This is a genomic window from Cyanobium sp. Morenito 9A2, from assembly GCF_024345575.1.
Lineage (GTDB): Bacteria > Cyanobacteriota > Cyanobacteriia > PCC-6307 > Cyanobiaceae > ATX-6F1.
Genome location: NZ_JAGQBJ010000001.1, coordinates 616,649 through 631,545 on the forward strand (window position 1 = coordinate 616,649; position 14,897 = coordinate 631,545).

At 66.7% G+C, this 14,897-nt stretch carries 23 protein-coding genes and 1 pseudogene; 12 read left to right on the top strand and 12 right to left on the bottom strand.

Features of this window, described 5'->3' with window-relative positions; genetic code table 11:
* Positions 1 to 3 precede the first annotated feature (3 nt).
* A complete protein-coding gene (gene hypE / locus KBY88_RS03265) occupies positions 4 to 1,032 on the top strand; it encodes a hydrogenase expression/formation protein HypE (protein WP_254938436.1) in 1,029 nt (342 codons plus the stop codon).
* A 62-nt stretch (positions 1,033 to 1,094) separates the two neighbouring features.
* On the opposite strand, the gene KBY88_RS03270 is transcribed toward hypE, so the two are convergent.
* Entirely contained in the window at positions 1,095 to 1,367 is a 273-nt protein-coding gene (locus KBY88_RS03270; RefSeq protein WP_254938437.1) for a hypothetical protein, read from the bottom strand.
* A gap of 27 nt (positions 1,368 to 1,394) precedes the next feature.
* Here KBY88_RS03270 and KBY88_RS03275 point away from each other — a divergent pair, with 27 nt between their 5' ends.
* Positions 1,395 to 1,538: a hypothetical protein gene (locus KBY88_RS03275; protein ID WP_254938521.1), complete on the top strand. Its 144-nt coding sequence runs from the start codon at positions 1,395 to 1,397 to the stop codon at positions 1,536 to 1,538.
* Here KBY88_RS03275 and KBY88_RS03280 read toward each other — a convergent pair.
* The 4 genes from KBY88_RS03280 to KBY88_RS03295 all read right to left on the bottom strand — a co-directional run bounded on the left by KBY88_RS03280 (position 1,504) and on the right by KBY88_RS03295 (position 4,099).
* Entirely contained in the window at positions 1,504 to 1,758 is a 255-nt protein-coding gene (locus KBY88_RS03280; protein ID WP_254938438.1) for a hypothetical protein, read from the bottom strand. The two genes, KBY88_RS03275 and KBY88_RS03280, sit on opposite strands and share 35 nt — an antisense overlap.
* A 101-nt stretch (positions 1,759 to 1,859) precedes the next feature.
* The gene (gluQRS, locus tag KBY88_RS03285) at positions 1,860 to 2,885 is read right to left on the bottom strand and encodes a tRNA glutamyl-Q(34) synthetase GluQRS (RefSeq protein ID WP_396102422.1); all 1,026 of its coding nucleotides are present in this window, start codon (positions 2,883 to 2,885) and stop codon (positions 1,860 to 1,862) included.
* Positions 2,886 to 2,894: 9 nt separating this feature from the next.
* Positions 2,895 to 3,200 carry an HU family DNA-binding protein gene (locus KBY88_RS03290; RefSeq protein ID WP_254938516.1) on the bottom strand — a complete coding sequence of 102 codons (306 nt, stop codon included), beginning with the start codon at positions 3,198 to 3,200 and terminating at the stop codon, positions 2,895 to 2,897.
* Positions 3,201 to 3,385: 185 nt separating this feature from the next.
* Positions 3,386 to 4,099: an MBL fold metallo-hydrolase gene (locus KBY88_RS03295; RefSeq protein WP_254938439.1), complete on the bottom strand. Its 714-nt coding sequence runs from the start codon at positions 4,097 to 4,099 to the stop codon at positions 3,386 to 3,388.
* Positions 4,100 to 4,154: 55 nt separating this feature from the next.
* On the opposite strand from KBY88_RS03295, the gene KBY88_RS03300 reads away from it, so the two are divergent.
* The 4 genes from KBY88_RS03300 (at position 4,155) to KBY88_RS16125 (ending at position 7,117) form a co-directional block, all read left to right on the top strand.
* Positions 4,155 to 6,206 (top strand): glycogen debranching protein, encoded by a 2,052-nt coding sequence (locus tag KBY88_RS03300; RefSeq protein ID WP_254938440.1) that lies wholly within the window; start codon positions 4,155 to 4,157, stop codon positions 6,204 to 6,206.
* A 99-nt stretch (positions 6,207 to 6,305) separates the two neighbouring features.
* On the top strand, positions 6,306 to 6,563 hold the full coding sequence (locus tag KBY88_RS03305; protein WP_254938441.1) for a hypothetical protein: 258 nt from the start codon (positions 6,306 to 6,308) through the stop codon (positions 6,561 to 6,563).
* 4 nt (positions 6,564 to 6,567) lie between these two features.
* Complete coding sequence (locus KBY88_RS16120; protein WP_315858088.1) at positions 6,568 to 6,921, top strand: hypothetical protein; 354 nt, start codon at positions 6,568 to 6,570, stop codon at positions 6,919 to 6,921.
* A gap of 25 nt (positions 6,922 to 6,946) precedes the next feature.
* On the top strand, positions 6,947 to 7,117 hold the full coding sequence (locus tag KBY88_RS16125; protein ID WP_315858089.1) for a hypothetical protein: 171 nt from the start codon (positions 6,947 to 6,949) through the stop codon (positions 7,115 to 7,117).
* Between the two features lie 279 nt (positions 7,118 to 7,396).
* On the opposite strand, the gene KBY88_RS16215 is transcribed toward KBY88_RS16125, so the two are convergent.
* From KBY88_RS16215 to KBY88_RS03320, 3 genes are all read right to left on the bottom strand, one after another.
* A complete protein-coding gene (locus tag KBY88_RS16215) occupies positions 7,397 to 7,705 on the bottom strand; it encodes an integrase core domain-containing protein (protein WP_396102454.1) in 309 nt (102 codons plus the stop codon).
* Positions 7,706 to 7,735: 30 nt separating this feature from the next.
* Positions 7,736 to 7,990, bottom strand: a complete 255-nt coding sequence (locus tag KBY88_RS03315; RefSeq protein WP_254938442.1) for an integrase catalytic domain-containing protein — start codon at positions 7,988 to 7,990, stop codon at positions 7,736 to 7,738.
* Positions 7,991 to 8,294: 304 nt separating this feature from the next.
* Complete coding sequence (locus tag KBY88_RS03320) at positions 8,295 to 8,549, bottom strand: transposase (RefSeq protein WP_254938443.1); 255 nt, start codon at positions 8,547 to 8,549, stop codon at positions 8,295 to 8,297.
* Between the two features lie 300 nt (positions 8,550 to 8,849).
* Here KBY88_RS03320 and KBY88_RS03325 point away from each other — a divergent pair, with 300 nt between their 5' ends.
* Genes KBY88_RS03325 through KBY88_RS03330 form a run of 4 tightly spaced genes read left to right on the top strand, consistent with a single transcriptional unit; the run spans position 8,850 to position 9,836 of the window.
* A complete protein-coding gene (locus tag KBY88_RS03325) occupies positions 8,850 to 9,341 on the top strand; it encodes a hypothetical protein (RefSeq protein WP_254938444.1) in 492 nt (163 codons plus the stop codon).
* The gene (locus tag KBY88_RS16220) at positions 9,342 to 9,497 is read left to right on the top strand and encodes a hypothetical protein (protein WP_396102427.1); all 156 of its coding nucleotides are present in this window, start codon (positions 9,342 to 9,344) and stop codon (positions 9,495 to 9,497) included.
* Positions 9,475 to 9,693, top strand: a complete 219-nt coding sequence (locus KBY88_RS16225; protein WP_396102429.1) for a hypothetical protein — start codon at positions 9,475 to 9,477, stop codon at positions 9,691 to 9,693. Before KBY88_RS16220 ends, KBY88_RS16225 begins: the two co-directional genes overlap by 23 nt.
* Positions 9,642 to 9,836: a hypothetical protein gene (locus KBY88_RS03330; RefSeq protein WP_254938445.1), complete on the top strand. Its 195-nt coding sequence runs from the start codon at positions 9,642 to 9,644 to the stop codon at positions 9,834 to 9,836. Before KBY88_RS16225 ends, KBY88_RS03330 begins: the two co-directional genes overlap by 52 nt.
* Before the next feature lie 1,333 nt (positions 9,837 to 11,169).
* Here KBY88_RS03330 and KBY88_RS03335 read toward each other — a convergent pair.
* The gene (locus KBY88_RS03335) at positions 11,170 to 11,382 is read right to left on the bottom strand and encodes a hypothetical protein (RefSeq protein ID WP_254938446.1); all 213 of its coding nucleotides are present in this window, start codon (positions 11,380 to 11,382) and stop codon (positions 11,170 to 11,172) included.
* Positions 11,383 to 12,407: 1,025 nt separating this feature from the next.
* Between KBY88_RS03335 and KBY88_RS16130 the strand changes: the two are divergent.
* Positions 12,408 to 12,638: pseudogene (locus tag KBY88_RS16130) on the top strand (endonuclease/exonuclease/phosphatase family protein); the annotation flags it as partial.
* A gap of 104 nt (positions 12,639 to 12,742) precedes the next feature.
* Positions 12,743 to 13,171 (top strand): hypothetical protein, encoded by a 429-nt coding sequence (locus tag KBY88_RS03345; protein WP_254938517.1) that lies wholly within the window; start codon positions 12,743 to 12,745, stop codon positions 13,169 to 13,171.
* Positions 13,172 to 13,186: 15 nt separating this feature from the next.
* Here the strand turns inward: KBY88_RS03345 and KBY88_RS03350 are convergent, their stop codons facing one another.
* Genes KBY88_RS03350 through KBY88_RS03360 form a run of 3 tightly spaced genes read right to left on the bottom strand, consistent with a single transcriptional unit; the run spans position 13,187 to position 14,896 of the window.
* Complete coding sequence (locus KBY88_RS03350; RefSeq protein WP_254938448.1) at positions 13,187 to 14,059, bottom strand: bile acid:sodium symporter family protein; 873 nt, start codon at positions 14,057 to 14,059, stop codon at positions 13,187 to 13,189.
* A 52-nt stretch (positions 14,060 to 14,111) separates the two neighbouring features.
* Positions 14,112 to 14,504, bottom strand: coding sequence for a YidH family protein (locus KBY88_RS03355; protein ID WP_254938449.1), 393 nt, complete (start codon positions 14,502 to 14,504; stop codon positions 14,112 to 14,114).
* Positions 14,501 to 14,896 carry a DUF1622 domain-containing protein gene (locus KBY88_RS03360; RefSeq protein WP_254938450.1) on the bottom strand — a complete coding sequence of 132 codons (396 nt, stop codon included), beginning with the start codon at positions 14,894 to 14,896 and terminating at the stop codon, positions 14,501 to 14,503. Before KBY88_RS03360 ends, KBY88_RS03355 begins: the two co-directional genes overlap by 4 nt.
* Between the last annotated feature and the right edge of the window lies 1 nt (position 14,897).

Consider the following 14,897-nt stretch of genomic DNA (forward strand, 5'->3'; position numbering starts at 1 on the left):
GCCATGACCTCAGGCTGCCCGTTGCCAACAGAACCCTCCGGCACCATCCAGCTGGGCCACGGTGGCGGCGGCCGCCTCTGCCGCCAGCTGCTCGAAACCCTGATCCTGCCCATCCTGGGCACGCCCGCAGGGGGCGCCCAGGATGCGGCGCTGCTGCCGGCCCAGGCAGGCCCGCTGGCCTTCACCACCGACAGCTATGTGGTGCGGCCGCTGGAGTTCCCCGGGGGCGACATCGGTTCCCTGGCGGTGTACGGCACCGTGAATGATCTGGCAATGGTGGGGGCCCAGCCCCTGGCCCTCAGTCTCGGTCTGATCCTGGAGGAGGGCCTGCCCCTGGCCACCCTGGAAAGGGTGCTCCGATCGGTGCGGGCGGCGGCCGAGCGCTGCGGCGTGGCGGTGGTCACCGGGGACACCAAGGTGGTGGAACGGGGCAAGGCCGACGGGATGTTCCTCAACACCGCCGGCATCGGCCGCCTCGCGCACAACCTGGCGATCGGCCCGGCGGCGATCCGCCCCGGCGACGCCCTGCTGGTGAGCGGCGACCTGGGCCGCCACGGGGTGGCGATCCTGGCCGCCCGCCATGAGCTGGGCTTCAGCAGCCCCCTGCCCAGTGACCTGGCACCCCTGCACGAAGACGTGCAGGCCCTGCTGGCCGCGGGCCTGGACCTCCACGGCCTGCGGGACCTCACCCGCGGCGGCCTGGCGGCGGCCCTTGATGAACTGGCGGCGGCGGCCGGCCTCGACATGCTGGTGCTGGAGGAAGCCGTGCCGGTGGCCGCCGCCGTGCGCGGCGCCTGCGACCTGCTGGGGCTTGAACCCCTGGCCATGGCCAACGAGGGTCGCTTCCTGGTGACGCTGCCGGACTCCCAGGCGGAGGCCGCCCTCGCCCTGCTCAGGCGGCTGCAGCCGACCGCCAAGCGAATTGGCCAGGTGGAGGGTCCAGGACGGGGCCAGGTGCGACTGGAAAACGCCCTGGGGGTAAGGCGCCGGCTGGATCCTGGCCGGGGCGAGCAACTGCCGCGCATCTGCTGACCCCTGCTCCGGGTGGGGAACAAACCATGGGCGGCCGCCGATGGGAGGCGCAGGCCAGATCTCTAGGAACCGCCGAACATCTGCTCATCCCCCTGGTAGGGGTTGAACTCGTCCCAACCGGGACTGGCGTCATCGAAAAGTCCGAAGCGGGCCGCCTCGTCGTTCAAGAGGGTGTTTCCCTCTGGTCGTGTGTCACAGGTGATGCCGCCGCCGGCCGCTGGCTGGCAGTCCTGGAAGCGCACATCAGCGCGTGTCCCCAGCGGGGTGACCAGGACGACGCTCAGGGCCAGGACAATTGAGCCCTGCGCCCGAAAGGGGTGAAACCCTGAACCCATGGCTGACGTCACCCCTTTGGGGGGATGATGGCAGAACTTCTCCCTAGCGCCGCGATGTACACAGACTGGACCGCCGTGATCCTGCTGCTGTTGACTGCGGCACCGTTGGCGGTGGTGGTGGGCACCGCGGTCTTCTTCATCGCGAAGAAACCGAAACAACCGCTGCGTTGACGAAGGTGGGTTCGGCCGTGTGTTGGGGCTTGATCCGGCCCCCATGGGCCTGTTGCTCAAGCAAACGGCTGAGGGCGGGATGGCTGTCGTAGACCGGCAGCACCCCCAGTCCCAGGCAATCAAGGCAGGTGCGAAAGCGGTGGTGGTTGATACGCAGCACACCGTTTCCGCCGCACACCTTGCAAACGGGACGCTTGCCTGGGGAGAACGGGTCGCTCATCAGATCGAAATGGTTCTTTGTCTCAGTCTGACGGGAACTGAGGCCCCTGATCCCGAAACCTTTGTTAAGCCTTGGGGGGATCAGGGGCCGGCCGGCCCTCCTCAGGCGCTGCGCTGGCGCAACACCCACTCGAAGCGCTCCAGGCTCAGGGACTGCGCCAGCTCCTCGGCCGTAAGCGCCGCGGGCCCAGGCACCAACCCCAGGCTGAGCGCCAGTCGGCCGATCACCTCGGGAGCGCTCAGCCCCTCGTTCCTCCAGGCCTCCAAGCCCTCGGCTCCATCCCGCTTGGCCAGGCGCTCCCCGGAAGCCTGCCGCCACAGGGGCACGTGGGCATAGGAGGGAGCCGTTCCCCCCAGCACGTCGATCACCGCCACCTGCGGACCCGTGGCGGCCCACAGATCCGCCCCCCGCACCACGCTGGTGATGCCGAGGGCGAGCTCGTCCACCGCCGTCACCAGGTGGTAGGCCAGCACCCCATCGGCGCGGCGCAGCACCGGATCGCCCACCTGCTGGGCTGCCTGCAGCAAACCAGGGGCCGCGATCCGCTCCTGCCACTGGATGGGCCCATCCGGCAGCCGCAGGCGCCAGCTGGGCAGACGCCCCGCCTCCAGGCCCCAATGGGGCGGTCGGCCCCGGCAGGTGCCCGGATAGACCGGTGCCTCGCCATGGGGCGCTGAGGGGTCGGCCAGCATCCGTCGGCTGCAGCGGCAGGGGTAGAGCAGACCAGCGCGCCGCAGGGCCGAGAGCACCGTGGCGTAGAGGCCCTGGCGTTCGCTCTGGCGGATCAGGGGACCATCCCATCCCAGCCCCAGCCACTCCAGATCCTTGAGCACGGACCTTTGCGCGCCGGGGCGGTTGCGGGGACGATCGAGATCGTCGATCCGCAGGAACCACTGGCCCCCGTGCAGCCGAGCATCTAGCCAGCTGATCAGGGCCGTGCGCAGGTTGCCCCGGTGCATCGCCCCGGTGGGAGAGGGGGCAAAGCGACCGCGGTAGACCCACCGATCCTGGACCGCGGCCGGGACCGGGATGGCAGCGGGGCGCAGCACACCCTCGAGATGGGCCGGCAGGGTTCCGGGATGATCAGCAAAAAGGCGGCCCCTCGGACCGCCCAGCTCAAGCGCCAAAGAACGGTTTCACTTCTTCTTCTTGGTTTTCTTCGATTCGGTCTGCACCCGGTCCTTGAACAACTTGCCGGCGGTGAAGGCAGGCACATGCTTGGCAGGAATGGCGATCTTCTCGCCGGTCTTCGGGTTGAGGCCCTGGCGGGCGGAACGCTCGCGGGCTTCAAAGGAACCGAAACCAAGAATGGACACCTTCTCTCCTCCCACCACCGAATCAATGATGGTTTCGATGGCGGCATCGACCACCAGAGAGACGTCGGTCTTGGTGAGTTCGGTGCGGAGGGCAACGAGGTTGACGAGATCAGCTTTGTTGGTCATCGGAAACGGAATCCTCCGGGTCAGCGGGAGCCGTGCGGGTCGGAGAGTCCCTTGCGGCCATGGGTGTGAGCGCGCCAATCGTATGGGCCTTCGCGAGCTGAGGCAACCGGAAAAGCAATCTCAGACAACGCTTTCGGCCCTTTCAGCGACCCGTGACGCGCCATTGGGTGCCCCAGGGCACAGATTCAGGGTTCCCCCTTGGACCCTTCGCCACCGGTCAGGGAGGCGGCAGCGGCGGCTGCAACGGCGGGCCGATCGACCAGGTCCTCAAGGAGCCGCCGGCCTCCTGTGATCAGCTTTTCGCCCCGCAGGGCCCCCAGGGCGGCCCCGCTGGCGATCCAATCGGGGGCCCCGGGGGGGAGCCACTGGCGCAGGCGCGCCAGGCTGCGCCACTGCCGCGGCCAATGGAAGGTGCGGGCCGAGCGCAGGGGCGCCCCGCGGTTCACGCCGGTGGGCACCAGGAGTCGACCGCAGAACAACCCCCCCGCCTCCACCGCCAGCACGACGCTGGCCCCCGGGGTGGGCCCCGGCGTCCAGAGCAGCCGCAGCCCACCCCGGGGCTCGGCCTCCTCGGCGAAGGTTTCCAGCCGCTCCACCCCCGGCAGCAGGTAGGCCTCCTGCTCCTGTACCAGCACTGGCCAGCCCAGGGCTTCCTGGAAGCGCCGGCAACGGCCATGGCCCTCACGGCTGGTGAGCAGGATCTGCCCCGCTGGGCGCTCGCGCAGGAAGGCCAGATTGGCTTCGCTCCAGCCCGGGCAGTCGATCAGCACACCGCCGTCCGGCAGGGCAAGCCACCAGGCGGTGCCCCCCTGGCTGTCCCGGTTCGGGGCGAAAACCCAGAGATCGTCCCGCACCGGCTGGGGGGGACGCCCGGCTTCGCTGGGGCTGGCGAAGGCCATGGAGTTATCGCAGCGGATCACCGGCCTAGCTTGTGGCAGCCACCCGCGCGGCCCCTTGGCGTCAATCCAACTGGGACACCCCTGGCCCCTCGGGTCGAGTCTCACTGCCGCTGGTGTGAACTTTTCGGTGGTCGCCCCCAGGGCCACCCGGGTGGAATTGCTGCTCTTCGATGGTGGAGACGCCCTGGAGCCCTCCCGGGTGATCGCCCTGGACGGGCGCCACCGCTCTGGCGACCACTGGCACGTGGAGGTGCCGGGGATCGGCGTGGGGACGCGCTACGGCTACCGGGTTTTCGGGCCCTTGCTGCCCGGCCAGCATTGCTTCGATCCCTCCAAAGTGCTGCTCGATCCCTGCGCCCGGGCGATCGACGGCTGGCAGGTCTACCGGCGCGCCGATGCCGCCGGCCTCGCCCCCAACACCGCCAGCTGCCTCAAGGGGGTGGTGACCGAGCGCGATCGCTTCGATTTCGTGGCCGCTCCACGGCCCCGCCACAGCTGGCAGCGCACGGTGATCTACGAGCTGCACGTGGGCGGTTTCACCAGGGGAGCCGGTTGCCCCGTGAGCCGCGCCCTGCAGGGCACCTTCCTGGGTCTGATCGAAGTGCTGGGCGAACTCAAGGCCCTGGGGGTCACCGCCCTGGAGCTTCTGCCGGTCATGGCCTTCGACCCCCACGATGCGCCCCCCGGCCGACTGAACCACTGGGGCTACAGCCCCTTGAGTTGGCTGGCGCCCCACCATGCCTATGTGGCCGGCGGCGACCCGCTCACGGCCCGCGACCAGGTGCGGAGGCTGGTGAACGCCTGCCACCAGCTGGGCCTCGAGGTGCTGGTCGATGTGGTCTACAACCACACCACCGAAGGCAGCCCCGTGGGGCCAACGCTCAGTTGGCGCGGCTTCGACGATCGCCTCTACTACCACCAGACCCCCCTGGGGGAGTACATGGATGTGAGTGGTTGCGGCAACACCGTGGCGGCCAACCGTCCCCTGGTGCGGCGGCTGATCCTCGAATCGATGCGTTGCTGGGCCCTGGAGCTGGGGGTGGATGGGTTTCGCTTCGACCTCGGCATCGCCCTGTCCCGAGGGGAGGGTCTCGCCCCCCTGGACGCGCCGCCCCTGTTTGAGGAGATCGAGGCCGATCCGGAACTGAGTGAGCTCAAGCTCGTGAGCGAGCCCTGGGACTGTGGCGGCCTCTACCGGCTGAGCGATTTCCCGGCCCGGCGGGTGGCCGCCTGGAACGGACGCTTCCGCGATGACCTGCGCAGCTTCTGGAAAGGCGATGAAAAGACCAGCTGGTCGATGGCCCAGCGGCTCAACGGCAGCCCGGATCTGTTTGGCGGACAGCCGGCGGAGGCCGGCCGCTGCATCACTTTCGTCACTGCCCATGACGGCTTCACCCTGGCGGATCTGGTCAGCTACGACCGCAAGCACAACCTCGCCAACGGCGAGGACGACCGGGACGGCGATAACCACAACAACAGCTGGAACCACGGGGTGGAAGGCCCCAGCAACGACCGTGCGGTGATGGCCCTGCGGGAGCGGCAGCTGCGCAACCTGCTGGCCTCCCTGCTGTTGGCGCCAGGGGTGCCGATGCTTCTGATGGGCGATGAGGTGCGCCGCAGTCAGGGGGGCAACAACAACGCCTGGTGCCAGAACAACCCGATCGGCTGGATGCACTGGCAGACCAATGGCGAGGACCAGGCCCTGCGTCAGTTCTGCCGTCGGCTTCTGCGGCTTCGCGAGCGGCTGGCGCCGCTGCTGAACCCGGCCCACGGGCCCCTTGAGAGGCGGCCGGTGCAGCGCCACTGGCACGGGGTGGAACTGAATGCCCCCGACTGGGCCAGCTGGTCCCATTCCCTGGCCTGGAGCCTGGAGACAGCCCACCAGGGGGCGCTGCTCTGGTGCGGCATGAACGCCTACTTCAAGGCGATGCACTTCGATCTGCCCCCTAGCCGCGGCGGCTGGTTGCGCGTGATCGACACCGCCCTGCCCGCCGGCCAGGATCTGCCCGAGCGGCCCGAACCCTGGATCCCGCCCGGGGCACCGCTGGAGAGCCGCAGCCTGATGCTGCTGGTGGCGGCGCCACTGCTGGAGGGGTTCAGGCTCTGAGGCAGGTGGGCCCCAACCCGCCCAGGCCAGCAGCTTCCAGTCCATCGACGTCCCGCTCCCCACAGGGCGTCGCCAGGATGGGGGGAACGCGCCCTCCCCATGCTGCTGCCTTCCCCCTTCGTCCCCCTCGCCGCCGCAGCCCTCATGGCGAAGATCGCCGGGTTGCAGGCCACGGTGCTGCTGCTGCTCACCCTGCTGCTCAAGGCCAGGATTCAGATCAAGGCGGCGTCGGCCTTGGGGTTGACCCTGTTGGCGCTGCAGACTCTGGTTTTCCTCGTCGCCGGCGGCACCCTCGCTCTGGGGTCCCTCGCCGCTGGGGGCGTGGCCCTCAGCCGCCGACCCGCCCCGACCCGCTGACGCCGTGATCGCGACCCTGCCCCCCTGGCGGCCGTTGCTGCGCGCGGCCCGGGAACAGGAAGGTTGCTCGCCCGCTGCCCGCTGGCTGCAATTGGCCAGCGTTGCCTGCGATCGGACGCCGCGGGTGCGCACCCTGGTCTTCCGGGGCTGGGCCGAGGGCGCCGCCCTCGACCTGCTTACCGATGGCCGCAGCGCCAATGCTGCCGAACTCCAGCCGCCGCCCGCCATTGAGCTCTGCTGGTTGCTGCCCAGGGCCCGCGCTCAGTTCTCCTTGCGCGGAACTGTCTTGACGTTGGGCGATGGCGTCGCACGGCAGGAACGGCAGCGGCACTGGGACGGCCTCTCCCCCGCGGCTTGAGCCCTCTGGGGCTGGCCTGAACCCGGTGCGCCCCTGGATCCTGCAGCCGCTTTCCCCGAGGAGCTGGAGTGGGGCACCACAGCCTGCCCCATTCCAGCTGCTGCACATCGGGATCGAGCAGGTGGAGCTGCTGGAGCTCAGCGCCCATCCGCACAGGCGCCGCTGCTGGCAGAACCGGGGGGGGCGGAGCGGCTGAACCCCTGAGCGGGCTTGCGGACCCCTGGCGCGCGGCGTTGCCCAACGAGGCTCATTCCCTCCCGCCAGCGCCGATGGGACAGGGATACCCGCAGTCGCCCAATGAACGCTGCTGCGCTGCTGCCCATGGCGGCCCGATCGACCATCTCCTTGAGCCAGTGACCTGCTGGGGCAGGGGGCCTCAACGACGACCAGGCTCCGATGCCGAGGAGATCCTTGCTCGACACCCCGGTCGCGCTGACGGAGGTGGTCGCCCCGCCACCGTGAGCCTCGGCCATCGCTAACGCGGCGTCCATCTGATCCTGCCCCCGCTCGCCCTGCCCCTGACGTGACTCCCTTTGCTGCTCCAGTCCGTGTGAGAGCTGACGGGGTGATCTGGCCGCCTTCCATTGCTGGATGACGTCCAGGGGGACGTACGCCCCTGGAGATCAGCGTGCGGTCTGTAGGCGTTGAACTCGATTCGGTGCTGCTCTGCCAACACCCTTACCTCAGACAAAGATGAAACGTGCTCAATCGTCAGGAATTCATCCCTGAGTCTGCCGTTGAATGACTCTACGAATGGGTTCTCCCAGGGTGAGCTCGGCGGTATGCATGTCGTATCCGAACCACTGCCCGTGCATCACTCCCATAGCGCATGGGCAATGAACTCAGGGCCATTGTCCATCCTCAGATGGGTGGGTACTGGATTATGCCTTGGCAACTCCATGATCCTATCGATCACATCCACAGACTTGTAGTGCCGGCCCACCCGAATGGCCAGGCAGACACGGCTCATGTCATCCACCATGTTCGGGATCTTGAACGTCTGGCCATTCATTGTCTGGTCGAACTGGAGGTCGATTGCCCACACATGGTGCGGGTACTCGGCTCTCATCAACCCCCTGGAACTGTCTGTGGGCCCTGAGCGCTTTCGCTTGCGTGGCAGGGGGCGCTGGAGCCCCTTCTCGGGCCAGATCCGTTCCACCCGCTTGTGATTGACCCTCCAGCCGTCGAGCCGCAGCCGCCGGTAAGCCAGCCGCCGGCCCGAGCGGCCATGGCACCGGGCCAGCTCACGAATCCGCAGGCACCTCGCGGCGAATTGTGGCAGCGATCCTGCCGAACCGCGACGGCTCTGCGGCGACGCTCCGGGCTTAGACGTTTCCCTCGGCAAGCTCCTGCTGCTGGGCAGAAGCCTTCGTCTAGAGCCTGGTGATCTCCTGTTCCAGCTCCTTGAGGCGCTTGGCCTCTGTCGCCTTCATCCCCCCGTACAGCTGCTGCCAGCCGTGGTTAGTGGGTGCGGAGACCTCCAGGGCCCGGCAGATGTCCGCGACGGTCTGGCCCTGATTGAGCAGCTGCTCAGCAGTGCACAGCTTGCGGATGATCTGCTCGGGGTTGTGGCGCTTGCGTTTCGGGGGCTTCTCCTGGCCACCTCTGCGCGGTAGGGAAGCTCTCATAGGGCCTGGTTCAGTGTTTGGGGTCGACGTCACGATCTCTCCAGGGGTTACACCGCCGAACGGCCGGCCCCTACGAACACATCCGCCCCGGTCGGGCCAGCGCCCTTCCCCGGCACCGGCCAAAACGCGGAGCCGAACAGCTCTGTCCTCACCGGCATTGGGAACGCCATCGGCAGTCCGCTGAACGACTGGATTCGCGCCGGCTCCGGCTCGATCATTGAGGGCGCTGCGGGAACCGACGACCACCCTGTCGAGGCGGAGGACGGCGTCACCCTCAGCTACCAGGGTACGAGCGTTGGTGTGTCCCCGTCGATCTTCGTCGATGGCGCGATCAGCAGCGGCGGCGACGCCGAAGGCGATGTCGTGGGGATCCTCACGATCCCAGGTGGAGCTCCTTTCTTCCCGTTGTCGTTCGCATCCACAAACTCCGGTGGCCTGGTGGGATCGGCGCAGTGCGACTCGCTCGGTGGAGACATCTCCGCCAGCGGCTTGTTCAGCGATCCCTTCATCTTCACCGGCAACGGCGGCGATGACGTGTTTCAGATCACCGGAGTCGCTGGCGGAGGAGCCGTCATGATCACTGACTTTGACAACGACAGTGGGAGCGAGGATCAGATTGACCTCCGACCACTCGGCGCAACTGCTTCCGATCTCGACTCCCTCGTAGAGGCCGTCGTGGTGAACAATGCCAATGGCTCACCCATTCTCAGCGTCCAAATTCAATCAACTGTCCCCTCTCTTTCGCTGGCAGATTTCCTCTCTGCGCCTCTGTCTCCGGTGTCGTCAAACTGATTGGGGGGCGATGTTCTGGCAGATGGCTCCGGTTCGGACCGACTGATCGGCAGCACCAGCCAGGACGTTCTGTGTGGCAATCGTGGCCGTGCCGTGCTCATCGGTCACGCTGGAGGGGATTGGCTGGATCGCGGTGCGGGGCGGCGAAGGGGATGACAGGGCTTCTGGTGGGGTGGGCTCGGACCGGTTGTATGGAAAGGGGGGCAGGGATGTTCTGCGCTGTGACAACGGAGACGACACGCTGGATGGCGGTGCCGGGGCCGACAAGATGCGCGGTGGGCGGGTGCCGACACCTTCCTGTTGCGCTTTGGCGAAATTCAAGGTGACCGGATTGCGGATTTCAGTCGCCTGAAGGGCGACCGGTTGGTGCTCGCCGGCAGCATCCCGCTGTCAGTCGTCGGGCTGGGCGGGGGCATCTTCTCCATCTCCGATGGCGTGACCCCCGAGACAATCACAGTGTTCAATGTGGTCCAATCGGATTTCGGCATGGTTTGAATGCGGCTGCGGCGTGGCTGCCACTGACGGAATGCAGATAACCACGGCCACCTGTTCGACAGCGGAAATCACTTCCTCAAGATCGAGAGCATTGTTGCCTCGATCAGAAGCTCGTGCCACTGAGGCGGCATCACGTTGTGCTGCGGCGGAGAGTGGATCCCTCGTGGGTTGCATGGAGCTCCTGGGTTGAGCAGCAAACTCCGCACTCCGGCATGGATGTTCCGGACATGCCGTGCCGTTGCAGATCGTTGAGATGGCCAGGTTGGATCAGCACTTGCCACTGGAGCCGTCAGCTGCACAAGAAATTGAAGTGGCTCAGGCAACGATTAGGATATTTGGTCATTCACAAGGCATGAATCATGCCTAGATAGCTGAATGTGTTGGCTGTTGAGTGACCTGTTGATCCGGTATGTTTATGTGGAACTCCCTGCCTTTTCAAGTCAAGGGATGATGGTCAACAAGATGCTGCGTTGCGGTGCGAGCGTTGCCGAGTGGATCCCGTGTGGTCATCAGCACTGGTTTTGGACCTGCTCCTCGCCTGCCAGCTGAAGGATAGGCAGATTCGCAGATGTGATTCTTGCCACGTCCAGAAGGATGCCACGAATCACCAAGTCGCTGGCACGAGCTGTGATGGCGCATAGCCCTCAAGCCCAAACATCTGATTGACAGCTTTGTGATGATGGCGGCCATGATACGGGTCTCGACGATTGGCGCCTCGCGCTTCATTCTGGCGGGAATCATCGAGAGGAAGGTAGACGAGGCTTTCATGGGCAGTGGTCGTATTGCTCTTCTTCGTGCCGGCTGTACGGTATTTCTGCACTCTGTGATCCAGGACCATGTGGCCGGTCGGATAGCTTCTGCAAAGGTGAGATGTTCGCGGTTGATGATCACGCGTGTCTCGTGCAGAGCCACTGGACGATGACCACCAGCCGCCCCGGGGCCATGGCCGCAGGTGTGGCGATCAGCAGGCCTGTGTGAAGCCCGTTGCGCATCGATCACATCCAGCCTGCTCCACGGGCGCCCTTCAATCTGCCCCGATTCCAGTGAATGCAATCGATTTGGCCCCGAGGACGGTGGATGGAGAAGCCGACGTCCTTCCGTGCCTGGCGACCTGAGCAGAGCACCCTGTTACAACCATCGTCGGGTGATGGGTTTTCGGATGATCACCAGGTGTTTTTCTGCTGGATCTGGTGGATGGGCTCGAGTTCGCCGCAATTCTGATCCCCGCTCAGGCCATGGGACCATCTGCCGAGAGGGGCTTTGACCGGCGGATGAGGATGGAGTTTTCCGCCATGTGATTGACCTGCCTGCTGCTCAACGCCGGCTGCGGGGGTCACGCATTCTCTTCCAGGTCGAGCGGGCCTGCCACGAGGACCTGACCTCCCGGTCGCTCACGGGTAACCGGTCGGTTGACCACAGCCGCTGCTGCTTCGTAGAACCATGCGTATTCAGCGAATGCCGCCGCCGCAACTTCACAGCCCTCAGAGGGCTGTTCATGCAGACCCTGCGGCATGGCCAGAAGGACGAGATGGTGGGTCTCGGCCATGGGCCCCGTGCGAGGGCGCAAGCCTCAGGCTTCATCGAAGGAGCAGGCGATCGCGGAGCCGGTGAGCGGGCCGAGCAGAGAAGCCCGGGGCCTACGCCGCTGCCTGTTGCGGGGCCTGAAGACGCTGATCGGAGAGGCGCACCTGATCGCGGCCAACCATCCGCATGCTCAGAGTGTTCAGGTTCAGCGGATCACACCATCCGGCACTGGTGGCGGCAGTGGGGTGAGCGGCAGGGACAGCGGGGGCCAGAAGAACTGAGCCACCGCCATTCAGCTGAGGGAAGCGTAGGGTTGGATCAGGAGCGGCAGGCTGCTGAGCCAAGGGCCACTGACGCCTGGCCGACCAGGGACGGGCCCCTGTTGGGGGGGCTTGGCTTCGTGGGTGGCGGGCTGATAGCGGAGGCAGGCTGGGGAGCGTCTGGAAGGGACGCGCCTGTTTCAGGTGCCTGCCCCCGACCGCGTCGCGGCGATCATCACGGAGGCGCCCGTCGTTGGCCCCTGGATTGCCGCCAGCGGCCAACCCATCGCGTCCAGGGATTGACCAGGCCTGGGACCCTGCCCAGAGGTAGCCGACCGTGTCGACGTGGGTGTCATCACTGGCCGCAAGGGAACCCACCGGAGTTCAGGGGCACAACCGACCTTCGCGATGCTGACGATCGGACATCCGTCCTTCTGAACGAGCACCATGAAGCTGAACGAGAGGGCGACCAGGAACCCTTGTCCTGGGCCCGCGTCAAAGGGGTCCGCGTCCCCAACCCCCCTGGGCCCAACGGCTCGTCACTGAGCTCCGACAGGTACGCCTACAGGCTGTGCTGGTTGGGTTGCCTCCGGCGTCACCTGGCGGCCCAAGAACAGGAAGGCGATCCCCTTTGCATGGTGGGAGATTGCAACATTGCCCTCGAAGACCGCGACCTCCATGACCCGAAGCGGCTCACAGGCGGAATCATGCTCAGCGAGGTCGAGCGCTCAGCCCGCTCAGGCGACCGTTCAGGGCGCCTGAGCGACGTGTTCCGGATGTTCGAAGCTGGCAGCTACCAAGCTGGTGGGACTACCGCAGCGGCGCCTGGGATCCGGACCGGGGCTGGCGCATCGATCACATCTATCTCTCGGAGGACTTGCAGGTGTGGGCCACGGGCTGCGAGATCCACAAGGCCCTCCGCGCCAACGAGAAGCCCAGCGACCATGCCCCGATTGTGGTGCGTCTGCAGATGCCGGAGGAGGAGGAACACGAGGAGAGTGCCGACGAAGGCTTCTGAGCGCCACAGGCCATAAGGTGCACTCTCATCCACGCCAAAGATCGGTGACAGGGACAACGAAACGCGCCTGGATTGACCGCACGGCGTTGGCAGCCCTGGCGGGGATGGCCGTCCTGGGCACCGCCTTGCCGGCCCGCGCCCAGGCCAACTGCACGTTCCTCAAGCCCCTGGGTGGCAGCGGTGATCCGGTGGTCTCCAAGCAGGTGGGCCCCGGCCGTCTGCTGGGCCGCACCAACTGGAACACCGATTTCGTCGTTGATCGGCCCTTCAGCAGCTACCGCTTCTTCTTCACGGCCACCTCGACGGACAAGGCCACCTATCCCGTGCAGGGTTTCATGATCTTCACCGACCGGGACAGCCTGAGGCTGTTCAACGTCAACCTGACACCCCCGCAGGGCACCGGGCGGATGTTCGGGCCCTTTCCCTCGATCCCCGGCCGGCGCACGAGCCTGATGAACTTCAAGATCGGCGCCAGCTCCCAACCCGGGGCCCTCGGCTTCAGCTACCGGATCTCCGTGCAGGGATGCCCATGAGGGCCAGGCGTTGACCTAGGAAGCGCCGCGCAGGCTCAGGGTTTTGCGCCAGCGCAGGTAAGGCACCGACAGCAGCACCGTCAACAGCAGGTAGGACAGGATCGCGAGCTTGAGGCCTGCCATCCCACTGGCGTAGGTGCTGGCCAGCAGCAGGGCCAGTCCAGGGTTGCGCATGGAGGTCACCAGGGCGGTGGTGGTGCGCTCCTCCGGGTCGTTGCCGGCGAGCAGGTGGCCGATCGCCAGGGAAGCCACCACCATCACCGCCATGAACCCCAGGGCCAGCGCACTGCGGGACAGGAAGGGAACCAGCTGGTGGCCGGTCTTGACCAGCACCGCCACGATCAGCAGCAGCAGGAGACCATTGGCCAGCTTGTCGAACAACCCTTCCCAGCGCTGGGCCCAGCCTGGCCACCAGCGGCGCAGCAGCATGCCGCAGGCCAGGGGCAGGAGCTGGGCCTTGCCGATCTGCAGGGCCACTTCCTTCGGACCGATGTCCCATCCGGAGATTCCGTAGGTCTGGGTGAAGACGTCAGCCAGCAGCGGGATCGACAGGATCGCCAGCACCGCCGCCGACACCTGCAGCTGGGACGCCAGTTGACGGCTGCCCGTGGCCTTTCCGGCCTTGCGCAGGGCGAGGGGAGCGCTGGGGCAGACCGCCATCAGGGCGATGGCGAACCGCGCCGATGGCGTCAGGGCCGCGCTGAGCGGCAGCTTCAGCAGCAGCAGCGCCAGCAGGGGCACCAGCACGCAGGTGCCCAGCAACACCCGGGCGAACAGGGCAGGGCGCTCGCGCACCAGGTTCAACCTGTCGCCGGCCAGGCTCAGCCCCAGCGCGAACATGATCGCGAACAGGGTGGCGCTCACCAGCAGGGCAGCAGCTTGGGCCATGGCGGGAAAGGAGAAAGGGGGAAGCGAAAAGGGAGCAGCGAAAAGGGAGCAGTCAGTTCTTGAACGCGCCGATCGCCAGCATCAGCAGGGCGAACACGCCGATCACCGTCAGGGCCACGGCCGTGGCCGTGGCGAGGGAGCGCTCCTGGCAGTAGGTGAAGTCGTCGCGCAGGAGGCGCCTGAGATCGCGGTGGTGCTGGCGGGTGGCGGCCCCCATCGCCAGGATGCCCGTGATCACAAAGCCCATGGCCACCAGGCGCACGCTCCATTCGGCGTGGCCCCCACGGAGTCCACCACCACTGCTTCTGATGGCGCCGACGATCTTGTCAAGGCCGAAGCCGAAGCTGATCAGCGAGAGACAGGTGCGGATCCAGGCCATCAAGGTGCGCTCCGCCGCCGCCCGGTTGCGCTCCTTGGCCAGTTCGTTGGTGAGGTTGGCGGTCATGGCAGGGGCGGCAGGGCTGTTTCGGGATGGGAGCGTTCCTCCAGGCGTTGCTGCTGCTCCATCTCCCTGGCCAGGAAGATGTTCAGGAAGGTTCGGATCGCCGCCACCACCGCCAGCCGGATCAGATTGGAATCACTGGGGGCGGTGGTGGTGGCGACGATGTCGGCCCCCAGCTGGAACTCCAGCGCCAGCGAGAGCCAGGAGCCGAACCGCAGCCGCACCCGGGCAAAGGGGAAGTCCGCGCCCCGGCTTCGGCGCCGTTGGCTGAACGCGAGCCGCAGGGTCTGCACCAGCCCCACCAGCACGCAGACCACCGAGAGGGTTTCCAGGCTGAACTGCAGAGCCCCCACGGCCTGCGCCAACACCAGCTCCACAGCTTCGTTCCACGCCATG

Coding starts and splice junctions, on each gene's coding strand:
- hypE (WP_254938436.1), top strand. CDS start 4: ATGACCTCAGGCTGCCCGTTGCCAACAGAACCCTCCGGCACCATCCAG.
- KBY88_RS03270 (WP_254938437.1), bottom strand. CDS start 1,367: ATGGGTTCAGGGTTTCACCCCTTTCGGGCGCAGGGCTCAATTGTCCTG.
- KBY88_RS03275 (WP_254938521.1), top strand. CDS start 1,395: ATGGCAGAACTTCTCCCTAGCGCCGCGATGTACACAGACTGGACCGCC.
- KBY88_RS03280 (WP_254938438.1), bottom strand. CDS start 1,758: ATGAGCGACCCGTTCTCCCCAGGCAAGCGTCCCGTTTGCAAGGTGTGC.
- KBY88_RS03290 (WP_254938516.1), bottom strand. CDS start 3,200: ATGACCAACAAAGCTGATCTCGTCAACCTCGTTGCCCTCCGCACCGAA.
- KBY88_RS03295 (WP_254938439.1), bottom strand. CDS start 4,099: ATGGCCTTCGCCAGCCCCAGCGAAGCCGGGCGTCCCCCCCAGCCGGTG.
- KBY88_RS03305 (WP_254938441.1), top strand. CDS start 6,306: ATGCTGCTGCCTTCCCCCTTCGTCCCCCTCGCCGCCGCAGCCCTCATG.
- KBY88_RS03315 (WP_254938442.1), bottom strand. CDS start 7,990: ATGAGAGCCGAGTACCCGCACCATGTGTGGGCAATCGACCTCCAGTTC.
- KBY88_RS03320 (WP_254938443.1), bottom strand. CDS start 8,549: ATGAGAGCTTCCCTACCGCGCAGAGGTGGCCAGGAGAAGCCCCCGAAA.
- KBY88_RS03335 (WP_254938446.1), bottom strand. CDS start 11,382: ATGGCCGAGACCCACCATCTCGTCCTTCTGGCCATGCCGCAGGGTCTG.
- KBY88_RS03345 (WP_254938517.1), top strand. CDS start 12,743: ATGGCCGTCCTGGGCACCGCCTTGCCGGCCCGCGCCCAGGCCAACTGC.
- KBY88_RS03350 (WP_254938448.1), bottom strand. CDS start 14,059: ATGGCCCAAGCTGCTGCCCTGCTGGTGAGCGCCACCCTGTTCGCGATC.
- KBY88_RS03355 (WP_254938449.1), bottom strand. CDS start 14,504: ATGACCGCCAACCTCACCAACGAACTGGCCAAGGAGCGCAACCGGGCG.
- KBY88_RS03360 (WP_254938450.1), bottom strand. CDS start 14,896: ATGGCGTGGAACGAAGCTGTGGAGCTGGTGTTGGCGCAGGCCGTGGGG.